Annotated in this window: 18 protein-coding genes and 1 tRNA gene; 12 read left to right on the forward strand and 7 right to left on the reverse strand. The window is 70.6% G+C overall.

Annotation, left to right across the window (positions count from 1 at the left end):
• Window positions 1-12: 12 nt before the first annotated feature.
• Both nrtL and FDO69_RS31400 read right to left on the reverse strand, forming a co-directional pair.
• The gene (nrtL, locus tag FDO69_RS31395) at window positions 13-1,059 is read right to left on the reverse strand and encodes an ArgS-related anticodon-binding protein NrtL (protein WP_104784770.1); all 1,047 of its coding nucleotides are present in this window, start codon (window positions 1,057-1,059) and stop codon (window positions 13-15) included.
• A 208-nt stretch (window positions 1,060-1,267) separates the two neighbouring features.
• Window positions 1,268-1,804 carry a response regulator gene (locus FDO69_RS31400; protein ID WP_234388188.1) on the reverse strand — a complete coding sequence of 179 codons (537 nt, stop codon included), beginning with the start codon at window positions 1,802-1,804 and terminating at the stop codon, window positions 1,268-1,270.
• A gap of 115 nt (window positions 1,805-1,919) precedes the next feature.
• Between FDO69_RS31400 and FDO69_RS31405 the strand changes: the two genes are divergently transcribed.
• The 3 genes from FDO69_RS31405 to FDO69_RS31430 all read left to right on the forward strand — a co-directional run bounded on the left by FDO69_RS31405 (window position 1,920) and on the right by FDO69_RS31430 (window position 5,493).
• A tRNA-Arg gene (locus FDO69_RS31405) sits at window positions 1,920-1,991 on the forward strand.
• 239 nt (window positions 1,992-2,230) lie between these two features.
• On the forward strand, window positions 2,231-2,896 hold the full coding sequence (locus tag FDO69_RS31410; RefSeq protein WP_104784776.1) for a hypothetical protein: 666 nt from the start codon (window positions 2,231-2,233) through the stop codon (window positions 2,894-2,896).
• A gap of 1,913 nt (window positions 2,897-4,809) precedes the next feature.
• Window positions 4,810-5,493 (forward strand): hypothetical protein, encoded by a 684-nt coding sequence (locus FDO69_RS31430; protein ID WP_104784784.1) that lies wholly within the window; start codon window positions 4,810-4,812, stop codon window positions 5,491-5,493.
• Between the two features lie 25 nt (window positions 5,494-5,518).
• On the opposite strand, the gene FDO69_RS31435 is transcribed toward FDO69_RS31430, so the two are convergent.
• Together FDO69_RS31435 and FDO69_RS31440 are read right to left on the reverse strand one after the other, a co-directional pair.
• Window positions 5,519-5,962, reverse strand: a complete 444-nt coding sequence (locus tag FDO69_RS31435) for a DUF7144 family membrane protein (RefSeq protein WP_104784787.1) — start codon at window positions 5,960-5,962, stop codon at window positions 5,519-5,521.
• A gap of 4 nt (window positions 5,963-5,966) precedes the next feature.
• Window positions 5,967-6,422 carry an SHOCT domain-containing protein gene (locus FDO69_RS31440; RefSeq protein ID WP_104784790.1) on the reverse strand — a complete coding sequence of 152 codons (456 nt, stop codon included), beginning with the start codon at window positions 6,420-6,422 and terminating at the stop codon, window positions 5,967-5,969.
• Window positions 6,423-6,642: 220 nt separating this feature from the next.
• Between FDO69_RS31440 and FDO69_RS31445 the strand changes: the two genes are divergently transcribed.
• Entirely contained in the window at window positions 6,643-7,116 is a 474-nt protein-coding gene (locus tag FDO69_RS31445; RefSeq protein WP_104784793.1) for an Asp23/Gls24 family envelope stress response protein, read from the forward strand.
• Between the two features lie 113 nt (window positions 7,117-7,229).
• On the opposite strand, the gene FDO69_RS31450 is transcribed toward FDO69_RS31445, so the two are convergent.
• Together FDO69_RS31450 and ku are read right to left on the reverse strand one after the other, a co-directional pair.
• Window positions 7,230-8,087, reverse strand: coding sequence for an MBL fold metallo-hydrolase (locus FDO69_RS31450; protein WP_104784796.1), 858 nt, complete (start codon window positions 8,085-8,087; stop codon window positions 7,230-7,232).
• A 289-nt stretch (window positions 8,088-8,376) separates the two neighbouring features.
• Entirely contained in the window at window positions 8,377-9,408 is a 1,032-nt protein-coding gene (ku, locus tag FDO69_RS31455; RefSeq protein ID WP_442802784.1) for a non-homologous end joining protein Ku, read from the reverse strand.
• A gap of 63 nt (window positions 9,409-9,471) precedes the next feature.
• Between ku and ligD the strand changes: the two genes are divergently transcribed.
• Window positions 9,472-10,353 carry a non-homologous end-joining DNA ligase gene (ligD, locus tag FDO69_RS31460; protein WP_104784801.1) on the forward strand — a complete coding sequence of 294 codons (882 nt, stop codon included), beginning with the start codon at window positions 9,472-9,474 and terminating at the stop codon, window positions 10,351-10,353.
• 168 nt (window positions 10,354-10,521) lie between these two features.
• On the opposite strand, the gene FDO69_RS31465 is transcribed toward ligD, so the two are convergent.
• Window positions 10,522-11,325: a nuclease-related domain-containing protein gene (locus tag FDO69_RS31465; protein ID WP_104784804.1), complete on the reverse strand. Its 804-nt coding sequence runs from the start codon at window positions 11,323-11,325 to the stop codon at window positions 10,522-10,524.
• 119 nt (window positions 11,326-11,444) lie between these two features.
• Between FDO69_RS31465 and FDO69_RS31470 the strand changes: the two genes are divergently transcribed.
• The 7 genes from FDO69_RS31470 (at window position 11,445) to FDO69_RS31500 (ending at window position 18,324) form a co-directional block, all read left to right on the forward strand.
• Window positions 11,445-11,948, forward strand: coding sequence for a protein-tyrosine phosphatase family protein (locus FDO69_RS31470; protein ID WP_167526716.1), 504 nt, complete (start codon window positions 11,445-11,447; stop codon window positions 11,946-11,948).
• A 161-nt stretch (window positions 11,949-12,109) separates the two neighbouring features.
• The gene (locus FDO69_RS31475) at window positions 12,110-12,991 is read left to right on the forward strand and encodes a hypothetical protein (protein WP_104784809.1); all 882 of its coding nucleotides are present in this window, start codon (window positions 12,110-12,112) and stop codon (window positions 12,989-12,991) included.
• Entirely contained in the window at window positions 12,988-14,235 is a 1,248-nt protein-coding gene (locus FDO69_RS31480) for an ATP-binding protein (RefSeq protein WP_104784812.1), read from the forward strand. The genes FDO69_RS31475 and FDO69_RS31480 overlap by 4 nt, the downstream gene beginning before the upstream one ends.
• Window positions 14,236-14,349: 114 nt before the next feature.
• The gene (locus tag FDO69_RS31485) at window positions 14,350-14,877 is read left to right on the forward strand and encodes an SH3 domain-containing protein (RefSeq protein WP_167526717.1); all 528 of its coding nucleotides are present in this window, start codon (window positions 14,350-14,352) and stop codon (window positions 14,875-14,877) included.
• A 52-nt stretch (window positions 14,878-14,929) separates the two neighbouring features.
• Window positions 14,930-16,294, forward strand: coding sequence for an FtsW/RodA/SpoVE family cell cycle protein (locus FDO69_RS31490; RefSeq protein WP_104784818.1), 1,365 nt, complete (start codon window positions 14,930-14,932; stop codon window positions 16,292-16,294).
• Complete coding sequence (locus tag FDO69_RS31495) at window positions 16,291-17,751, forward strand: penicillin-binding transpeptidase domain-containing protein (RefSeq protein WP_104784820.1); 1,461 nt, start codon at window positions 16,291-16,293, stop codon at window positions 17,749-17,751. Before FDO69_RS31490 ends, FDO69_RS31495 begins: the two co-directional genes overlap by 4 nt.
• Window positions 17,752-17,814: 63 nt before the next feature.
• Window positions 17,815-18,324, forward strand: coding sequence for a DUF3291 domain-containing protein (locus FDO69_RS31500; protein ID WP_104784823.1), 510 nt, complete (start codon window positions 17,815-17,817; stop codon window positions 18,322-18,324).
• Window positions 18,325-18,399: the final 75 nt, after the last annotated feature.

Consider the following 18,399-nt stretch of genomic DNA (forward strand, 5'->3'; position numbering starts at 1 on the left):
TGTTCGTGTCTCTCAGAGATGGTCGGGTGCGTCGATGCCGAGCAGGGACAGGCCGCCGGCCAGCACCGTCCCGGCGGCTTCGGCGAGCGCGAGCCGGGCACGGTGGGCGGCCGAGGGTTTCTCCTCACCGACGGGCAGCACGGCGGGGAAAAGGGGCATCGCGGCATCGGCGACGGTGACGAGGTGCCGGGCCAGGCGGTCGGGGGTGTGCTGCGTGGCCGTGGCGGCGAGGACGCGGGGGTGGTCGCCGAGTACGGCGGTCAGCGCTTCCGCTGCGCTCACGGGACCCGGCTCGGGGTGGAAGCCGAGGTCGGCGGCGTTGCGCAGGAGGGCCCGGGTGCGGGCGTGGGCGTACCGGACGCGGAAGAGGGGGTTGCTCTCCCGCTGGACGAGGTGATCGCCGGGGATCTTGGGCCGGTCATGGGCGGCGGGGTGCAGCAGGGCCCAGCGGGCGGCGTCCCGGCCGAGGGGCAGGGGGTCGAGGGGGGCGGGAACGGGGTCGACGGTGACGGACCGGTCGGAGAGGACACGTGGCCCCCGGGTGGTGATGTCCGCCCCGAGGACCGACGTCCACTCCGGGGCGGGCCGGCCGGTGCACGAGACACGGACGATGTCCCCCTGGCTGCGCGCCAGACGGGCCAGGACGTCCGTGACCACGACGGCACGCACCTCCGCCCGGCAGTAGATCTTGAGGACGATCCCGCTGAACCCGTTCGTCGTGTGCCCGTAGCGCCGTCCGCGCCGCAGGATCTCGTCGACCAGGTCGCCGGAGGCGGTGCTGTGCAGGCTGACGTTGAGGAAGCCGGGCCCGGTGACCACGACGTCGGCGAACCGCTGCTCGTCGAGGAGCCGGGCCCGCAGGACCTCGGCCACGTCACGCGGCGGCCGCCCTGCCGCGCGGGCCAGCTGGAGGGCGATGCTGGTGGCGTAGTCGCCGCAGCCCCCGGGGCCCGGCGGAGCGACCACGGTCCGCTCCGGCACGGTCACGCTGAGCTCACCCTCGTCGACGGCGCGGCGCACGGCGTGCAGCACGGTGCGGGAGAGCTCGGCGGGGGTCACGGGACAAGCGTATGGGAGGAAGGGGGTGGGTATGCGAGCCGGTTTCCCCACGGTCCGGGATGTGGACGCCGGTGGGTGTTCTGGGGTGGAGGCTGCCTGGCGTTCGGGGTGGCGTCGGTGGGCGCTGCCTGGCGTTGGGGCCTGCGCCGGTGGGCGCTGCCCTGTCTTCAGTATCTGCGCCGGTGCCACCCGCCTGGGCACCACCCGCCTACGGCACGGCGGGGAGATCCACTTCCCTCTCCTGGCCCCTCACCGGTTCCTTCGCTGGGGCACCACCGCCGTCGGCGTCGGGACCACCGCCGCGCTGCCGGCCCCCGCCCCGGGCTCGCTCCATCAACTGACGCACCATGCCGACCAGTTCGGCGGGCTCGAAGGGTTTGGCGAGGAAGGCGTCGACGCCCACTTCGAGTCCCGCCTCGATCTCGTGCTGGCCGCAGGCGCTGACGATGGCGAGGGGCGTGTCCCGGGTCCGCGGGTCGGCCCGGAGGCGAGCTGCGGTCCGCAACCCGTCCAGCCGGGGCATGACGACATCGAGGGTCACGACATCGGGCCGCACCTGATGCACGACATCAAGACACTCGGCACCATCGGCCGCGGTCACGACCTCCAGCCCCTCAAGCTCGAGGTTGACCCTGATCAACTGCCGGATGACCTTGTTGTCGTCCACAACAAGCACCCGACCCGACGCGCCTGGCACAACTCGAGAGTAGGTCGGCCCCTGCCATCGCGTCCGGGTTTTCCCCACTTCCACCCCGCACGAGCGACCCGCATCCCCCGCCCCGACAGCGAAAACCCGTTCATGACCACCCCGAGGGAGCTGGTAGTGTTCTACCCGTCGCCGCGAGCAACGCGACGAACACGCCCCCGTAGCTCAGGGGATAGAGCAACGGCCTCCGGAGCCGTGTGCGCAGGTTCGAATCCTGCCGGGGGCACCTTGTATGAGGTGTCCAAAGACCCCGCCATCAGCGCTTCGCTGGGACGGGGTCTTCGTGTGTGTGCGGGCGTGTGCCGGTCGGAGCGGGTGTATGCCGGGGTCTTCTGACTAGGCGTGGGCGGGTCATGAAGCTTTGCCGTAGGTGAGTCGCACTGACTGCAGTCCACCAATCCCAGTACGGCAGTCACCCACGAGGCAAGATCTTCGCCTGTCGTGTGCGTACGCTTGGATGAGCGGGTGACCGTTCATGACGTTGCTCGACACCTGCCTGAGATAACTGTCCTCCGTGAGCACTGCCGTTCCATGGCCGTCCTAGAGGCAGTCCTGAGCCCTGAGTGGGAGAGCCGCCACCATTCCTTCGACGACCACTGGTCCGAGACGGAGTCGATGGCCTCGATGCGGAGCGGATCGGGCGACGAGTACTCGATCGTTTTCTCAGCTGCCGGCGCCTACGTGCGGGGATTCGATCACGAATCGCCCATGAGCCCCTATGCAGAAGACGGGCCATGGCCCGGAGTGCTCGACGAGGTCCCTGTGGTCTTCCGGCCGTATGTCGAGGAGCCGGCGTTTTCGGACGAAGACGCGATGCCCATCGTCACTGCCTGTATGTGGCGGGAGACAGCCGACGACCGCTGGAAGGCGGGGACGATCGATTTTCCCGATGCGGCAACGGAGGATCCGGACGGTGCCGGATACCTCTTCCAGCTGTTGGTGGATCGCTCGCCGGAAGCGTTCCAGCGCTGGGCCGAGGACTACTACGAGGTACCGGTTGCCCTGGAGGCCGTTCGTCACGTCTTCTCTTCGCGTCCTCTGACCGAAGAAGTGGTTCGTGCGCTGAACTCGGAGGTCGTTCTGGCAGATCTCGTGGAGAGCATTGCGGAGATCGGCTATCCGATGAGCTGAGAGATGAAGCAGCGACGAGGCCCCTGGACTCAACGCCAGAGGCCTCGGAGGCGGGCAGCAGTGTCTACTCGTACTCGCGGAGCAGGTCAGGATCTCGATGCGGCGGTTGGCGACGTCCGGCCAGCCGTCGAGGCACTTCGTGTCACGGGTCAGCAGCCCCTCGACGCTGTTGCCGGCGCGCTCGGCCACCTCGGTCAGGTCGACCCCGGCGTTGAGCAACGTCGACGGCGCCGAGTGCTGATCACCCTCAGAAGACCGGAGTTTCTCAAGGAGAGAGGTGTAGCCCTGCGTGTCAGCGCTCGGCAGAGTCAGCGGGCCCTCTGCGTTCCGCTTGGCACCGGGGCCTTGGCCGCCGCCTCCTGCTCGGTCTGTCGGGGGCGATGACAACGACCCTGGGGGTGTTTCCACCGCCGGAGGCAGGAAACGAGGCAGGAACGGGATCGTCAGTCTCTGGCGAGCCCTGGACTCCCGGCAGATCGCCTGCCCCCTCTTGAAGGGCGCGCCGTACCTCACGCCAAGCGCGGATGATCTCAGGCAGCTTGGACAGCACCTCGGCGATCTGTGTCAGAAGGAGCATGACGCAGCCAAAAGCAGCGAGGATCACCAGCGTTACGTTGTCCCAGCTCATGAAAACTGTCCCAGCAACGGCTGGAGTGGCGCTCGGCGTCCATGGAGGCTGAGCGTCGCGGCTCTCAACCGCACCTCCAGGCAGTCGCCGGCATCGTGCATCGTGGCCCCGCGGATACCAACCTGAGGCGCTGTTAGGGATGCCGCGACATCCTCGACATAGGGAAAGCCGTTCCATCGAAACGCCCACCGGTCCGCCGAGCCCCACAGCTGCTTCCCGTAGCGTTCTTCGCTCCCGTCGTTGAGCCAACCAGAACGTCGTAGGGGATCAGAGAACCAGTTGCCGATCGCCCACCTGCCCTGGGGGTCCTGAGTCGCGATTCTGGTCGCGAGTCCGGCCAGCAGGCACTCAGCGTCCGCGCCCATGCCGGGTACTTCGTCCAGCTGCGTCTGCTCAGACGGGGTCAGCGGCTTATCGACTGAGTAGAAGCCCCGACGCGGGGAAGGACGCCGTGAAGAACCCCAGGTGCCGGACGGGTTCCCTGTGATGACCACTTGGGCGCCCGTGGGCAGATGTCGTGCAAGGTAGGTGCGCCGGCCGCGGAACTCTTCGAGTCGGAGCCCCGGTAGAGAGCTTCCTCCGTCGCTGCTGGGCAGGAGGTACGGTGCCACGTTGTGCGGAACGTCCGTGATGAGGACGAGTCGGTCGTAGCGTGGCGACGCCGTGATGTCGTAAGCCACGAGCGTGTGCAGCCCCCACTGAGCAGGCGGACGCGCTTGCCCGAGTCCCAATCGGTTGAAGAGGCCGAGCGCCAGCAGGGCGCGAAGAGTGCGTTGTTCGCTCAAGCAGGTGTCGAGACCGAGTGACCCATCCCGTGGAACCCCTGCACATGCTCCCTCTTCGGGCTCACCGGTGAATTCCACTCGGGTTCGGGCGATGGCTTTCTTCACACTTTCAGGCATGCTGACACCTCGATGCCACCCGGCTGGCGCTCTCGGTCACATACCTCGTGAACCCACCCACATCTCATGCGGAGTTGGGTGCACCACACCCATCTGCAGCGTCCGCAGGTGCCGGGCCTGTGGATACATTGCCGCCCTTCGGCTCTCCGCGAGCCGAATGTGGGCAGCTTATCGGATGGTCGAGCAGTACGGGCGGAGTTGCACAGAGCCTGCTTGGCAGGTGCCTCGCTGGTCCCGTGGAGTCTGCCGGCTCACGTTGAAGAGCCGCCCGCACCACAAAGGCACTCCCCAACCTCGGCGTCCCGCTACGCTTCACCTCCGCCTGGGTCCGGGGGAGGCCACGAGTGGGATCTTCGCTTACCTCTGCAGCTGCTCGATACCAGATGAGTCAGGATTACGCCGCCATCGCCACGAGCATCGCCGCCGCGTTGCTGCTCGCCTCGCTCGTGGAGTTCTACGCCATCACGACGGATAACGTCGGACGCCCCGTGAAGGTGGGTCACGTCTTGTACACGGGAGTGGCCCGGGTGGTCCGGTTCTCCGACCGGGCCATCAACCTCGGTTACACGGTCCCGGACCAGGTCCTCAGGAACCGCGCGTTCCGCAGATTTCGCTACGCCCTCGACTTCCGTGGCGCCTGGCAGGAGATCGCGGAAGGCTGGTGGGACGCCGAGTACGAAACCGGCAACCATCCCACTCTCGGCGAGGAGTTCGACCGACTCGATGAGTTCTTCTGGCGCCCGTTCCTCCTGGCGATGATCGTGAACAAGGTGCGCATGACGCGCATGTTCCTGTCCTTGGGGGTGGCTCTCCTTTCGGCGGTGACGATATTCGCCATTCTCGAGTGGTCGGCCAGGCGGGAGGGCGGGGATGCGCCCTGGCTGGCCGTGGCCACCCTGCTGGGCTGCCTGTTCTCCACACTTCTCTATCTCGGCGCTTTCATCGCCCGCCTGTTCGACATGGCCTTCACCAGGACGATGGAGGTCGCGGTCGATCAGTTCGTCGGGACACACGGGATCGAGCTGGAAACCGAGCGGCCGGCTTGGCGCCCCTACCGCCACAAGTAGGCGACGTGCACCCGGAACGCCGCTGTCAGGTACCCGGTGGGCTCCCGGACGGGACCAAGGCGTCGTCCTTCTTCATCACGCACAACGCCCAGACGATGAACCCCGAGACCGCGATCATCACGATCGACCAGACCGGGTAGTACGGCAGGGAGAGGAAGTTGGCGATGATGACCAGGGCTGCGATGCACACGCCGGCCACGCGGGCCCAGGTCGCCGCCACGAACAACCCGAAGCTGACGACGAAGGCGAGCACACCCAGGGCCAGGTGGATCCAACCCCAGGCGGCCAGGTCGAACGCGAAGACGTAGTTCCGGGTCGTGACGAAGACGTCGTCGTCGGCGATCTCCGCGATGCCGCGCATGATGTCGATGACACCGGCGAGTACGAGCATGATGGCCGCGAACACGGTCACGCCGGTGGCCCATTCCCGCAGGGACGTGCCGGAACTCCCCGTGCGCGTGGCGGTCATGCCGCTACCTCGGGCTCGAGCCGCCGGGTGAAGGGTGGCCGCCCGCCAGAACCAGTTCCTTCGCCCTGCGGAACTCCTCGTCCGTGATGTCGCCGCGGGCGCGGATCTCGGACAGCCTCGCGAGCTCGTCGACGCTGCCGGACCGGGTCTCGCCGCTCTTCGCGGTCTCCCGGACGTAGCTCTCGAACGCCTCCTGCTGGGCGCGCGCCTGGGCGACTTCGCGGCGGCCCATGTTCTTGCCGCGGGCGATCACGTAGATGAACACCCCGAGGAACGGCAGGACGCAGACGAACACCAGCCAGCCCGCCTTGGCCCAGCCGCTCATGGAGTCGTCGCGGAAGATGTCGACGACGATCCGGAAGAGCAGGACGAACCACATGATCCACAGGAAGACCCAGAACACGGTCCAGAAGGCACTCAACAGCGGGAAGTCGTAGGCCAGGTACGTCTGCGCGGTCATGTCCGTCCTCCATCCCGGGTGCGGCCGGCAGGGGGCGCGGCCCCGGCCGGTGACGCATGCCGTTCTCAGCGTGCCCACGGCAAGACGGGGCGGGCTTCACCCGGGAAGGGTGAGGTTCAGAGCAGTCTGATGGCCGACTTTCGCCCCATACGCACCATTGTTCTACGGTGGAGGAGAACGATGGTGCTCACCCCCCTCACCGATCATCGAGGTGACGGTCATGACGGAGACCACTCAGCGCACTAGCACAGCGGGCAGGCAGGACGGGGCGACATCGCAAGGCGGCAAGGGTGCTCCCGGCACCCGCGGAAGCACCGTCATCGCGGACACGGTCGTCGCGAAGATCGCGGGCATGGCAGCCCGGGAGATCCCCGAGGTGTATAGCCTCGGCGGAGGCATGACCAGGGCCTTCGGGGCCGTACGGCAGCGGGTGCCGGGCGGGGGCGGCGGGGTCACCCAGGGGGTGAAGGTCGAGGTGGGCGAGCGCCAGGCCGCCGTCGATCTCGATGTGGTCGTCGAATACGGCGCCGCCATCACCGACACCGCCGCGGACGTACGGACCAACGTCGTCAACGCGGTGGAGCGGATGACCGGCCTGGAGGTCGTGGAGGTCAACATCGCCGTCGGCGACGTCCATCTGCCGGACGAGGAAGAGGACGAGTCCGACCAGCAGACGGGCAGGCGCGTGGCCTGACCTGCTGGGTTCGTCTCGGCAGATCTCAGACGGGCAAGCGCGTGGCCCGACCGCTGGATTCGCCTCGGCAGATCTCAGACGGGCAGGCGCGTGGCCCGACCGCTGGGTTCGTCTCAGTAGATCTTCGGGGCCGCCCCCGGAGCGCAGGGCACGCGGGCGTGCTGCCCGTGACCGCAGTGGACGATACGGTCGCCGAGGCCGATGGCGTCGGCCTCGGCGACGAACGCGGACAGCGGGGAACGCATCACCGTGTAGTCCCCGTAGTGCACGGGCAGCACGAGCCGGGGGTCGAGGCGACGGGCGAGTTCGGCGCCCTGGGTGCCGTCCATCGTGACCACGAAGCCGCCGGGAAGGCGGGTGCCTCCCAGGTGGAGGACGGCGAGGTCGGCGGCCGGGAAGCGGTCGGCGATCTCCTGCAGGCCGTCGTACACGAGCGTGTCGCCCGAGATGTAGAGCCGCATGCGGGCCGGTCCCCCGGCGGGGCCGAACTCCAGCATGCTTCCCATCACCGGCGGCAGCAGCATGCGCAGCATCGCGTGGCCGGCGTGCCGGCCGGGCAGGGCGGTGACCGTGACCTGGACGCCGTCGCGCTGGAGGGTGAGCGCCTTCCAGGTGCCTAGTCCCGCCGTGCGGTGGAAGCCGTGCACGGCCCTGAGGCGGCGGGCGGCGTGCGGTGTGGTCAGGATCGGCACGGTGTGGTCCAGGTGCCGGCGGGCTCGGCGGTCCCAATGGTCGCCGTGCAGATGCGACAGTACGACCGCGTCGAGGCGGGGCAGGTCGTGCACATCCAGGGCCGGTTCCGTCAGGCGGCGGCTCAGCAGGCCGTGGCCGAGGTAGGCGTACTGCCCCCGGTGCAGGAAGTTCGGGTCGGTGAGCAGGGTCAGCGGGCCGTACGACAGCAGCACCGTCGCGTTGCCGACGAAGTGGATGTCGAGTGCGTCGCCGGTGTGGTGATCCGTGGACTGCGACATGGTTCCACCGGTCTCTCTCCCCCCGAGGTGGGGTACCCAGGGAAGCCGCCGGTCCGACGTGGGGCCCCCTGAAGCCGGCCCGTCCCACGTGGAGTACCCGGGGAGGCCGAGCAGTCCGACGTTGGGACCCCTGAAGTCGGCCGGTCCCACATGGAGTACCCGGGGAAGCCGAGCAGTCCGACGTTGGGACCCCTGAAGCCGGCCGGTCCCACATGGAGTACCCGGGGAAGCCGAGCAGTCCCACGTGGAGTATCCGGGGAGGCCGAGCAGTGCTGAGCGCGCGGCGGTGTCAGGCCGTGCGCTTGCGGGACGCCGACTTCTTCGCCGGCGTCTTCTTCGCGGTGTTCTTCGACGCCGCCTTTTTCGTCGTCCCCTGACCCTGCCCCTGGCCCGACTTGGCCGTAGACTTCTTCGCCGCCGTGGTCTTCTTGGCCGCCGTCTTCTTCGCGGTGGACGTCGACTTCTTGCCGCCGGTCTGCTTGGGGGCCGCCCGGGCCGTCCTGCGCTGCGGGAGCGACTTCACCTCGGCGTGCTCGGCCTCCTCGCCGCGTGACTCGCGGGCCGCGCGGACGCTGCTCTCCAGGGCCGCCATGAGGTCCAGGACCTTGCCGCCCGTGGCCGGTTCCGGCGCCTGGGGCGGGGCCTCACCGGCGGCCTTCGCGGCGATGACCTCCTCGACGGCCTCCCGGTACTCGTCGTGCAGGTCCTCCAGGTCGACCTCGCCCAGGGTGTCCATCAGCGCGTCCGCCAGGTCCAGCTCCTGGTCACGGACGGTGACGTGGGAGTCGGGGGCCAGGCCCTCGGGGGCGCGGACCTCGTCCGGCCACAGCAGGCCGTGCATGGCGATGGCCTCGCCGACGACCCTGAGCATGCCCAGGCGCTCCCGTCCCCGCAGGGCGAACTTCGCGATGGCCACCTTGTTGCTGCGCTTCAGCGCCTCGCGCAGCAGGGTGTACGGCTTCGCCGCGGGGGCGCCACCGGCCTGGAGGTAGTACGCGGCGTCCATCTGGAGCGGGTCGATCCGGTCGGCCGGGACGAAGGCGACGATCTCGATCGTCTTGGCCGTCGGGAGGGGCAGGCTCGACAGGTCCTCCTCGGTGATCGGGATGATCGTGCCGTCCGCGTCCTCGTAGCCCTTGCCGATCTCCCCCTGGGTGACCTCGCGGTCCTCCAGTTCGCAGAATTTGCGGTACCGGATGCGGCCGCCGTCCTCGGTGTGGATCTGGCGGAAGGAGATCGAGTGGCTCTCGGTGGCGTTCACCAGCTTGATCGGAATGCTGACCAGGCCGAACGAGATGGCGCCGTTCCAGATGGATCTCACGTGCAGCACCCTTCCGGTCACGCTGGGGAGTGTTCGTCACGGTTTGCGTGGGATTCTTATCGTATGGCGCCTATCACTGTGGTGGAGGGGCGACGGCTCGCTCTCAGCAACCTGGAGAAGGTGCTGTATCCCGCCACCGGCTTCACCAAGGGCGAGGTGCTGCACTACTACGCGACCGTCGCCGAGGTCCTGCTGCCCCATCTGCGGGACAGGGCGGTGTCCTTCCTGCGGTATCCGGACGGGCCGGACGGGCAGGTGTTCTTCACGAAGAACGTGCCCCCGGGTACGCCCGAGTGGGTCACCACGGCCGAGGTGCCACGGGTCGAGGGGCCGTCACGGATGGTGCTGGTGCAGGATCTGCCGAGCCTGATGTGGTCGGCGAACCTCGTGACCGAGTTCCACACCCATCAGTGGCTCGTCGACACGCCCGACGAGGCGGACCGGATCGTGTTCGACCTCGATCCGGGGGCGCCGGCGGGCATCGTCCAGTGCTGCGAGGTCGCGCTGTGGCTGCGGGAACGGCTCGCGGAGGACGGCTTCGAGGCCTACGCCAAGACTTCCGGCTCCAAGGGGCTGCATCTGCTCGCCGCCGTGCGCGGGGCCTCTTCCGAGCGGGTGTCCGAGTACGCCAAGGCGCTCGCCGTCGAGGCCGAGAAGACCATGCCGCGGCTCGCGCTCCACCGGATGACCAGGAGCCTGCGCCCCGGGAAGGTCTTCGTCGACTGGAGCCAGAACGCCGCCCGCAAGACCACGGCCACCCCCTACACCCTCCGGGCCCGCCCGGAACCGACCGTCTCGGCGCCGGTGACCTGGGAGGAGATCGAGGAGTGCCGCACACCGGCCCGGCTGGACTTCCACGCGGTGGACATCGCCCCGAGGATCCAGGACTACGGCGACCTTCTGGCTCCCCTGCTGGACGCGGACGCGGCCGGCACCCTGCCGTAGCGGCACGGCGGGCCGCTCACCCGCAGGGCGCGCCTCTGGCGCGGCCGACCCGCGAACGCCCCCGCCCCGGCCTCCACCAGCGCGGCCGACCCGCGAACACCCTCGCCGCCCGCACCCCGACCGGCCCGCCCGACCCCCGCACGCCCCCACCGCCGGCCCCCGGCTCCCTCACACCCGCGCCCACGTGTTCCGGTCGCGGGCCGTCGCGTGCAGGGCCTCCACGTCCGCCGGTTTCAGGACGCCGCCCCGTCGCGTCAGGCCTTCCACCTCCGCCGCCGTCAGGACATGGACCTCTCGGGGGGCCGCCGGGATCGACAGCGCCGCCGGGTCCACCAGGACGAGCACCGGGCGGACCTCCGCCGTCAGGGCGTGGGAGGCGCGGTCGGCGTCGGTGCGGAGGCGGTGGAGGAGGGGGTGGGGGTCGCGGCGGCCCAGCGTGATCATGGGGTCGGCGATCCGGACGCGCTGCTTGCGCGCGTGGAGGGTGTGGACGGCGTAGACGCCGCCGGGGCCGATCAGCAGGTGGTGGATGCGGTCGCCGCCGGGGAGCGGCACGGAGTGCAGGGTGTGCCAGCCCGCGCCGTCGAGACGGTCCAGGGCGTCGCCGACCGTCTGCTCGGCCGCCAGGGCCCTGCGGCGCGGGTCGGGGCGCAGCCGGTGCGTGGGGCCGGGGTCGCGGTCGAGGGCGACGACGAGGGCCTCGCCGGGGCGGTTGGGGGCCAGGTCGTCGTCGGGGTGGAGGCTGAGACGGGCCAGCTCGGCGGGGGTCGGCACCGGCGGCGGCCCCACCGTCACGGGGCCGGTGATGTAGGGCCCGAGGGCCCTGAGGACCTCGTCCTCGCGGTCCTCGCCGAGCAGGTTCACCCGGGCGGCCTCGCGGTCGTACCAGGCGATGTTCCTGCCGTCGGGGAGGCAGACGTAGAGCCGCTCCCGGCCGTGCCGCCAGGTCGGTATGACGCGCAGTCCGTTCATGCACCATCACCCCATTCCATGGGAACAGGCGGGGTGCTGCGGGGGCAAGAACCCGGTTACCTTGGAGAGGAGTTGAGCCTGCCCGCGGACCCTCGGGCGGTCATGGTGGGGAGGCGCCGTTGCGTACCCGCAGTAAACCCGACGTGCCCGCTCCGGAGAGTCCGTGGAACGAGGTCGTCCCCGGGCTCTGGATGGGCGGTCACGAGTACACGGGGACCTTGGGGCATCTGGAGTTCGCCGTCGTACGGGACGAGTTCGATCTCGTGCAGACGCTGCTGCGGCTGCCGGGGCACGGGCCCGATCCGGGTGTCCGGCACCATGTGTGGCCCATACCCGACGGGCCACTGGACGGGACGCAGCTCGCCGGGGTGATCCGGCTGGCCGAGGCCGCGTGCGAGGCGATGGACGAGGGCCGCCGGGTCCTGGTCCGCTGCTACCACGGGTACAACCGCTCCGGTCTCGTCGTCGCGCACGCCCTGATGCGCCAGGGCAGGTCCGCCGAGGCGGCGATCCGGCTGATCCGGGCCCGCCGCTCGCCCTGGGCACTGCACAACGACCTGTTCGTCGAGTACCTGCGGGCCGGGCTGGCCACGGCCCGGCTGCTGGAGGAACTCACCGAGTAGCACGACGCCCGCGGAGCTGCACGTACACGGCCACCCTCACGCGCAAATGGGACTTCCCCGCGAATAAGGTGTACGACGGCCGACGGTCGCGCCTGCCGTCGGTCCACCATCCGTCCACCGTGTGTCCGCCGTGTGCTCACCCACGAACCGCCAGGAGTGCAGTGCCCCTCAGCCGCCCCGGGCAGGCCGCCCGCCGCCTCGCCGTCGTCGCCCTGCTGCTGGCCGCCGCCGTGGGCTGCGGGGACGCCGGCGAGCTGGAGGGCGCGGGGTCGACCCCCACCGCACAGGGGCCGGCCCGCCTCTGGCCGGAGCTGACCCCGGCGTCCAGCCCGGCGTTCGAGATCGGCGAGGTGAACACCGAGGTGGTCCGAGGGGTGAAGGTCCCCGGCGACGACATCCGCCGGGTGAACCCGGTCGGGATCGTCCGGGCCGAGATCGCCGCGAACCCGGGCGACTACGACGGCGGCAAGGCGCCCTACCGGGACACGAAGCGCGAGATGGCCGACTGCGCGAAGGGCCCGGGGCACGGAAAGTGCCCGGTGCTCCGGCCGTACTACCGGGATCTGACCGGTGACGGACGCGACGACCTGACGCTCGGTTTCCCGCTGCTGCCCGGCAGGACGACCGCGGTCCGCGTCTACACCGTCGACAAGCACCGGCTGGTACAGGTGATGGCGTGGGAGGACGCGCTGAGCGGTGTCGAGCTGGCCGGGCGTTCCCTGGTGATCCGCTCGCCGTCGGAGGTCGCGGGCTACGAGTACCGTCTGCAGTGGACCTGGGACCGGGATCAGCGGGCCATGCTCCTCACCCACGACGAGATGCTGCGCACCGGCCCGCACCAGCGCTCCCGACACCCGTCGGACTCCGGCACGGGCTCTCCGTCGACGCCCCGCACGGGTTCTCCGTCGACGTCCCGCACCGGTTCTCCCTCGGCCTCGCCGTCCGCCGCCCTGCCCCCCTCGCCGTCCGCCGCCCTGTCCCCCTCGCCGTCCGCTCCCCTGTCCGCCTCGCCGTCCGGCTCCCGCTCGGTGAGCGGCGGATGAGGCCGGTACTCCCCCCGTGGTCAGGGACGCTCGCCGCGAAGGCCGCCGCCTTCATCACGGTCATGTGCTGCGCGCTCGCGGCCCTGCTCGGCGTCCTGGTGCACGTGCAGGTGACGAACCAGACCGTCGGCCAGGCCCGTGACCAGGCGCTGCAGCGGCTGGCACAGGCGACGCAGCGCTACGAGGCCGGGGACACCCTGCGACGGGGCGCCGGGGTGGATCCTCCGGAGCTGCCCGGGGAGCTGCGGGAGCTGGCGGTGGCCGGGGAGCGCGGCACGATGGTCGCCGACGAGGAAGGCCGTCCCACGATGTGGGCGGCGGGTCCCGTCGACGGCGGGCGGGCGCTGGCCGTGGCGGTCGACTACTCGCAGCAGGCCCGCACGATCGAGGGTCTGGACCGGGCGATCGTGTGGTCGTCGGGTCTGGCCATCGGGGCGACACTGCTGGTCGGGGCGTTCGCGGTGACGCGGGTGACGCGGCGGCTGCACACCACGGCTTTGGTGGCCCGGCGGATCAGCGCGGGCGACCTGGACGCGCGCGTGAACGACCCCCGTACGGGCCCGCGCACGCAGGCCAGTCCGCAGGACGAGGTGGCCGCGGTCGCCGCCGCGCTGGACTCCATGGCGGCGTCGCTGCAGGGGAAGCTGCTGGCCGAGCAGCGGTTCACGGCGGATGTCGCGCACGAGCTGCGCACGCCGCTGACCGGGTTGCACGCGGCGGCGGAACTGCTGCCGCCGGGCCGTCCGACGGAGCTGGTGCGCGACCGGGTGGCGGCGCTGCGCACCCTCACCGAGGACCTGCTGGAGATCTCCCGGCTGGACACCGGCCGGGAGCGGGTGGAGCTGGACACCGAACTGTTGGGGCCGCTGGCCGAGCGGGCGGTGCGGGCGGCGGGGAACGGCACGGAGGTCAGGGTCGTACGGGACGTGTCCGTGGAGACGGACCGGCGGCGGCTGGAGCGGGTGCTGGGCAATCTCGTGGCGAACGCGCACAAGCACGGGCGGGGGCCGGTGGTGCTGACCGTGGACGGGCCGGTGGTGACCGTTCGCGACCACGGGGACGGGTTTCCCGACTACCTGGTCGTGCACGGTCCGCAGCGGTTCCGCACGGAGGGCGGTACGCGGGGGCACGGTCTGGGGCTGACCATCGCGCGTGGGCAGGCCGAGGTGCTGGGGGCGCGGCTGGAGTTCGCGAACGCGCCGGAGGGCGGGGCGGTGGCCACCCTGAGACTCGCGGCGGAGTGAGCACCCGGTCCGCGCCCTCCTATGGCCCAGCGTGAGGGGCGGCACCTCGGGGGCGCTCTTAATGTGTCGATTAGTCAGCTTCGGCACCTTCGCCCCCACATGGAGGTATCCCCCATGTCCCTGCGCATCCGCCTCTCCATAGCCATCGTCGCCGGGCTCCTCGCCGCAGCGGCCGCCGTCACACCCGCCGTCGCGGACGGCGACTGGGACCCGAACGGCGGCAACGGCAACCACCAGCACGACCCGGGTGGCGGCAACGGCAACCACCAGCACGACCCGAACGGCGGGAACGGCAACGACCCGAGCGGCGGCAACGGCAACCACCAGCACGACCCGAGTGGCGGCAACGGCAACCACCAGCACGACCCGGGTGGCGGCAACGGTGACCACCAGGGCCGCCATGACCAGCGCCTGTACGAGGGCGTCGTCACGGCGGGCACGCTGGCGCTGCGCAGCGCCCCGAACCGCGGTTCGCAGATCATCCGGTTCGCCCATCGGGGCGACATCGTCAGGATCTTCTGCAAGGCGGGCGGCCAGACCGTGCAGGGCAACCCGCTCTGGTACCTGCTGACGGACGGCACCTGGGCCTGGGGCGCGGCCCGGTACATCGACAACATCGGTCCCGCGCCACGCTGGTGCTGACACCCGGTCACCCGAAGGCACACGAGATGCACTACTTGGGTAGATTCCGGACATGAGTAAGGCCGGAATCACCGTGGTGACGGCGGACCCGCCCGCACCCGCCGTCCGCCGCCTCCCCCGGCGCCGGGGCATCGAGCTCGCCCTCATCGTGCTGGCCGTCCTGCTGTCGGTGTACGGCTACTGCGCCGTCGGCCTCGCCCGGTACGGAACGCTGCCGCCCGGTGCCGCCGGCTACGGCGCCGGCCTCGGCGTACTGGCGCTGATGGCCCATCTGACGGTACGTCTGCGGGCCCCGTACGCCGACCCCCTGCTCCTCCCGATCGGGGTGCTGCTGAACGGGCTGGGCCTGGTGCTGATCTACCGGCTCGACCTGGAGACCCCGGGCGACCGGGCGGCACCGGCCCAGCTGGTGTGGTCGACGCTGGGCGTGGCGCTGTTCATCCTGGTCGGTCTGCTGCTGCGCGACCACCGGGTGCTCCAGCGCTACACGTACGTCTGCGTGGTCGCGGCCCTGGTCCTGCTCACGCTGCCGATCCTGTTCCCGGCGGTGAACGGGGCCCGCATCTGGATCCGGATCGCCGGGTTCTCCATCCAGCCGGGCGAGTTCGCGAAGGTACTGCTGGCGGTGTTCTTCGCCGCGTACCTGGCGGCGAACCGCAACGCGCTGGCCTACACCGGCCGCCGCGTCTGGAAGCTCCAGCTCCCCACGGGCCGCGTGCTCGGCCCCATCGTCGCCGTCTGGCTGGTGAGCGTGGGGGTGCTGATCCTGGAACGCGACCTCGGCACCTCGCTGCTGTTCTTCGGCCTGTTCGTGGTGCTGCTCTACGTGGCCACCGGCCGCACCGGCTGGATCGCGGTCGGCCTGCTGCTGGCGGCGCTGGGGGCGGTCGCCGTGGGCCGGCTGGAACCGCACGTACACAGCAGGATCGAGACCTGGCTGCACCCCTTCGCCTCGATCGAGGCCGGCGAGGGCGCCAACCAGCTCGCCCAGTCGCTGTTCGCCTTCGCGGAGGGCGGCATGCTCGGCACGGGCCTCGGACTCGGGCACTCCTTCCTCATCGGCTTCGCCGTGAAGTCGGACTTCATCCTGGCCACCGCGGGCGAGGAACTCGGCCTGGCCGGCATCGGCGCCGTCTTCCTCCTCTACGGCCTGCTGGTGGAGCGCGGCTTTCGTGCGGGGATCGCGCAGCGTGAGCCTTTCGGACGGCTGCTCGCGGTCGGCCTCGCCTCGCTGGTGGCACTCCAGGTGTTCGTGATCGCGGGCGGGGTGACCGGGCTGATCCCGCTGACCGGCATGGCGATGCCGTTCCTGGCGCAGGGCGGCTCGTCGGTGGTCACCAACTGGGCGATCGTGGCGCTGCTGGTCCGGGTGAGCGACTCGGCCCGGCGCAGTCGCGACGAACAGGACGTCCCATGACCCGGCACATCCGGCACGCCCAGTACTTCTGCGCGCTGCTGCTGGTGGCCCTGCTGGTGAACGCCGCCCGCGTCCAGGTCGTCCAGGCACCGTCGTACGACCGCAATCCGGCCAACCGGCGCCCCGACATCGCCCGCTACGAGCAGCCGCGCGGGGACATCTGGGTCGGTGGGCGCCCTGTCACCGGTTCCCGGGACACCCGCGAGCACCTTCGTTACGAACGGATCTACACGGACGGCCCGATGTACGCCCCGGTCACCGGCTTCGCCTCCCAGCTGTACGGGACGACGCTGCTGGAGAGCAGCGAGGACGGCGTGCTGTCCGGCGCGGATCCGATGCTCGCGCCGTTCCCGCTGTGGAACGACTTCACGCGGGCGCGCAACGCGGGCGGGGACGTGGTCACGACGCTTAACCCGGCCGCCCAGGAGGCCGCGTACCGGGGGCTCTCGGGCCACAAGGGCGCGGTGGCGGCGCTGGAGCCGTCGACCGGCCGGATCCTGGCCCTGGTGTCCGCCCCGTCCTACGACCCCCAGCCGCTCTCCGGCAACGGCTCGGCGGCGGCCCGGGCCTGGCGGCGGCTCACCGCGGACAAGGACAAGCCGATGCTCAACCGGGCGGTGCGGCAGACCTATCCGCCGGGCTCGACGTTCAAGGTCGTCACCGCAGCCGCCGCGCTGGACTCGGGTGTGGTCACGGACCTCGACGCCCCGACCGACTCCCCCGCCCCCTACCGGCTGCCCGGAACGCGCACGCGCCTGACGAACGCGTCGAAGGGCTGCGCGGACGCCTCTGTCCGGGAGGCCTTCACCTTCTCCTGCAACACGGTGTTCGCCAAGCTCGGCGTGGAGGTGGGCGCGGCGGACATGACGGCCTCGGCGCAGGCCTTCGGCTTCAACAACGGGGAGCTGAGGGTCCCCTTCCCGGTGGCCCGGTCCACGTTCGACACCACCCTCGACGAGGCTCAACTCGCCCTGTCGTCGATCGGCCAGTACAACACCCGCGCCACACCGCTGCAGATGGCGATGGTCGCGGCGGCCGTGGCGAACGGCGGCCAGGTACGGGACCCCTACCTGGTGGAGCGCACGACCCGGCCGGGCGGCAGCACCCTCGCGGCGGCCGGTTCGCGGCCGATCCGCCAGGCGATGTACCCGTCCACCGCCGGCCTGTTGCGGGCGATGATGCGGGATGTGGTCGAGTACGGCGGCGGACGCAAAGCCGCCATCCGCGGCGCCCAGGTCGGCGGCAAGACCGGCACCGCCCAGCACGGCCTCGGCAACTCCGGTATCCCGTACGCCTGGTTCATCTCCTGGGCACAGGGAGAGGGCGACCTGCTGCCGAGGGTGGCGGTCGCGGTCGTCATGGAGGACGCGGAGGCGAAGCGCGGGGACATCAGCGGGGGCGGCGACGCGGCCCCGATCGCGCGGGCGGTGATGGAGGCGGTGCTCAAGTCGCCCTGAGCACTGCCCGGTTGATGAGACGGGGCTACCGGGGCCGGGAGACCCCGACCTACCGTTCGGTCCATGACCGAACCCACCGCGTACGAACTCGCCCAGGTCAACCTCGGCCGCCTCAAGGCCCCTCTGGACTCCCCGCAGCTGAAGGACTTCGTCGACAGCCTCGACCCGGTGAACGCGGACGCGGACGACGCCGACGGATTCGTCTGGCGCCTGCAGGGCGAGGGCGGCGACGACGCCACGGACGTGCCCGTCTTCGGTGACTCCTGGCTGATCATCAACATGTCGGTGTGGCGCGACACCGACGCCCTGACGGCGTACATGTACCAAGGCCGGCACCGGGAGATGCTCGCACGCCGCCGCGAGTGGTTCGAACGGGTGCAGGAGGCCATGGTCGCCCTCTGGTGGGTCCCGCCGGGTCACCGCCCCACGGTCGCCGAGGCGGAGTCTCGTGTGCTGCACCTGCGCACGCACGGCCCGACGCCGTACGCCTTCACCCTGCGTACGCAGTTCCCGCCGCAGGGGGCGGAGCCGCTGATCGGCGAGGTGCCGGAGGGGCTCGGCTGCGCGCTCTAGGTAGACACCGGGTCAACAAGTGGCACGCAGGGGATTGACGAGCTTGCTGACAAGCAGTCTCATAAGGGCATCAGT

The sequence above is a fragment of the Streptomyces tibetensis genome (assembly GCF_007655005.1).
Lineage (GTDB): Bacteria > Actinomycetota > Actinomycetes > Streptomycetales > Streptomycetaceae > Streptomyces > Streptomyces tibetensis.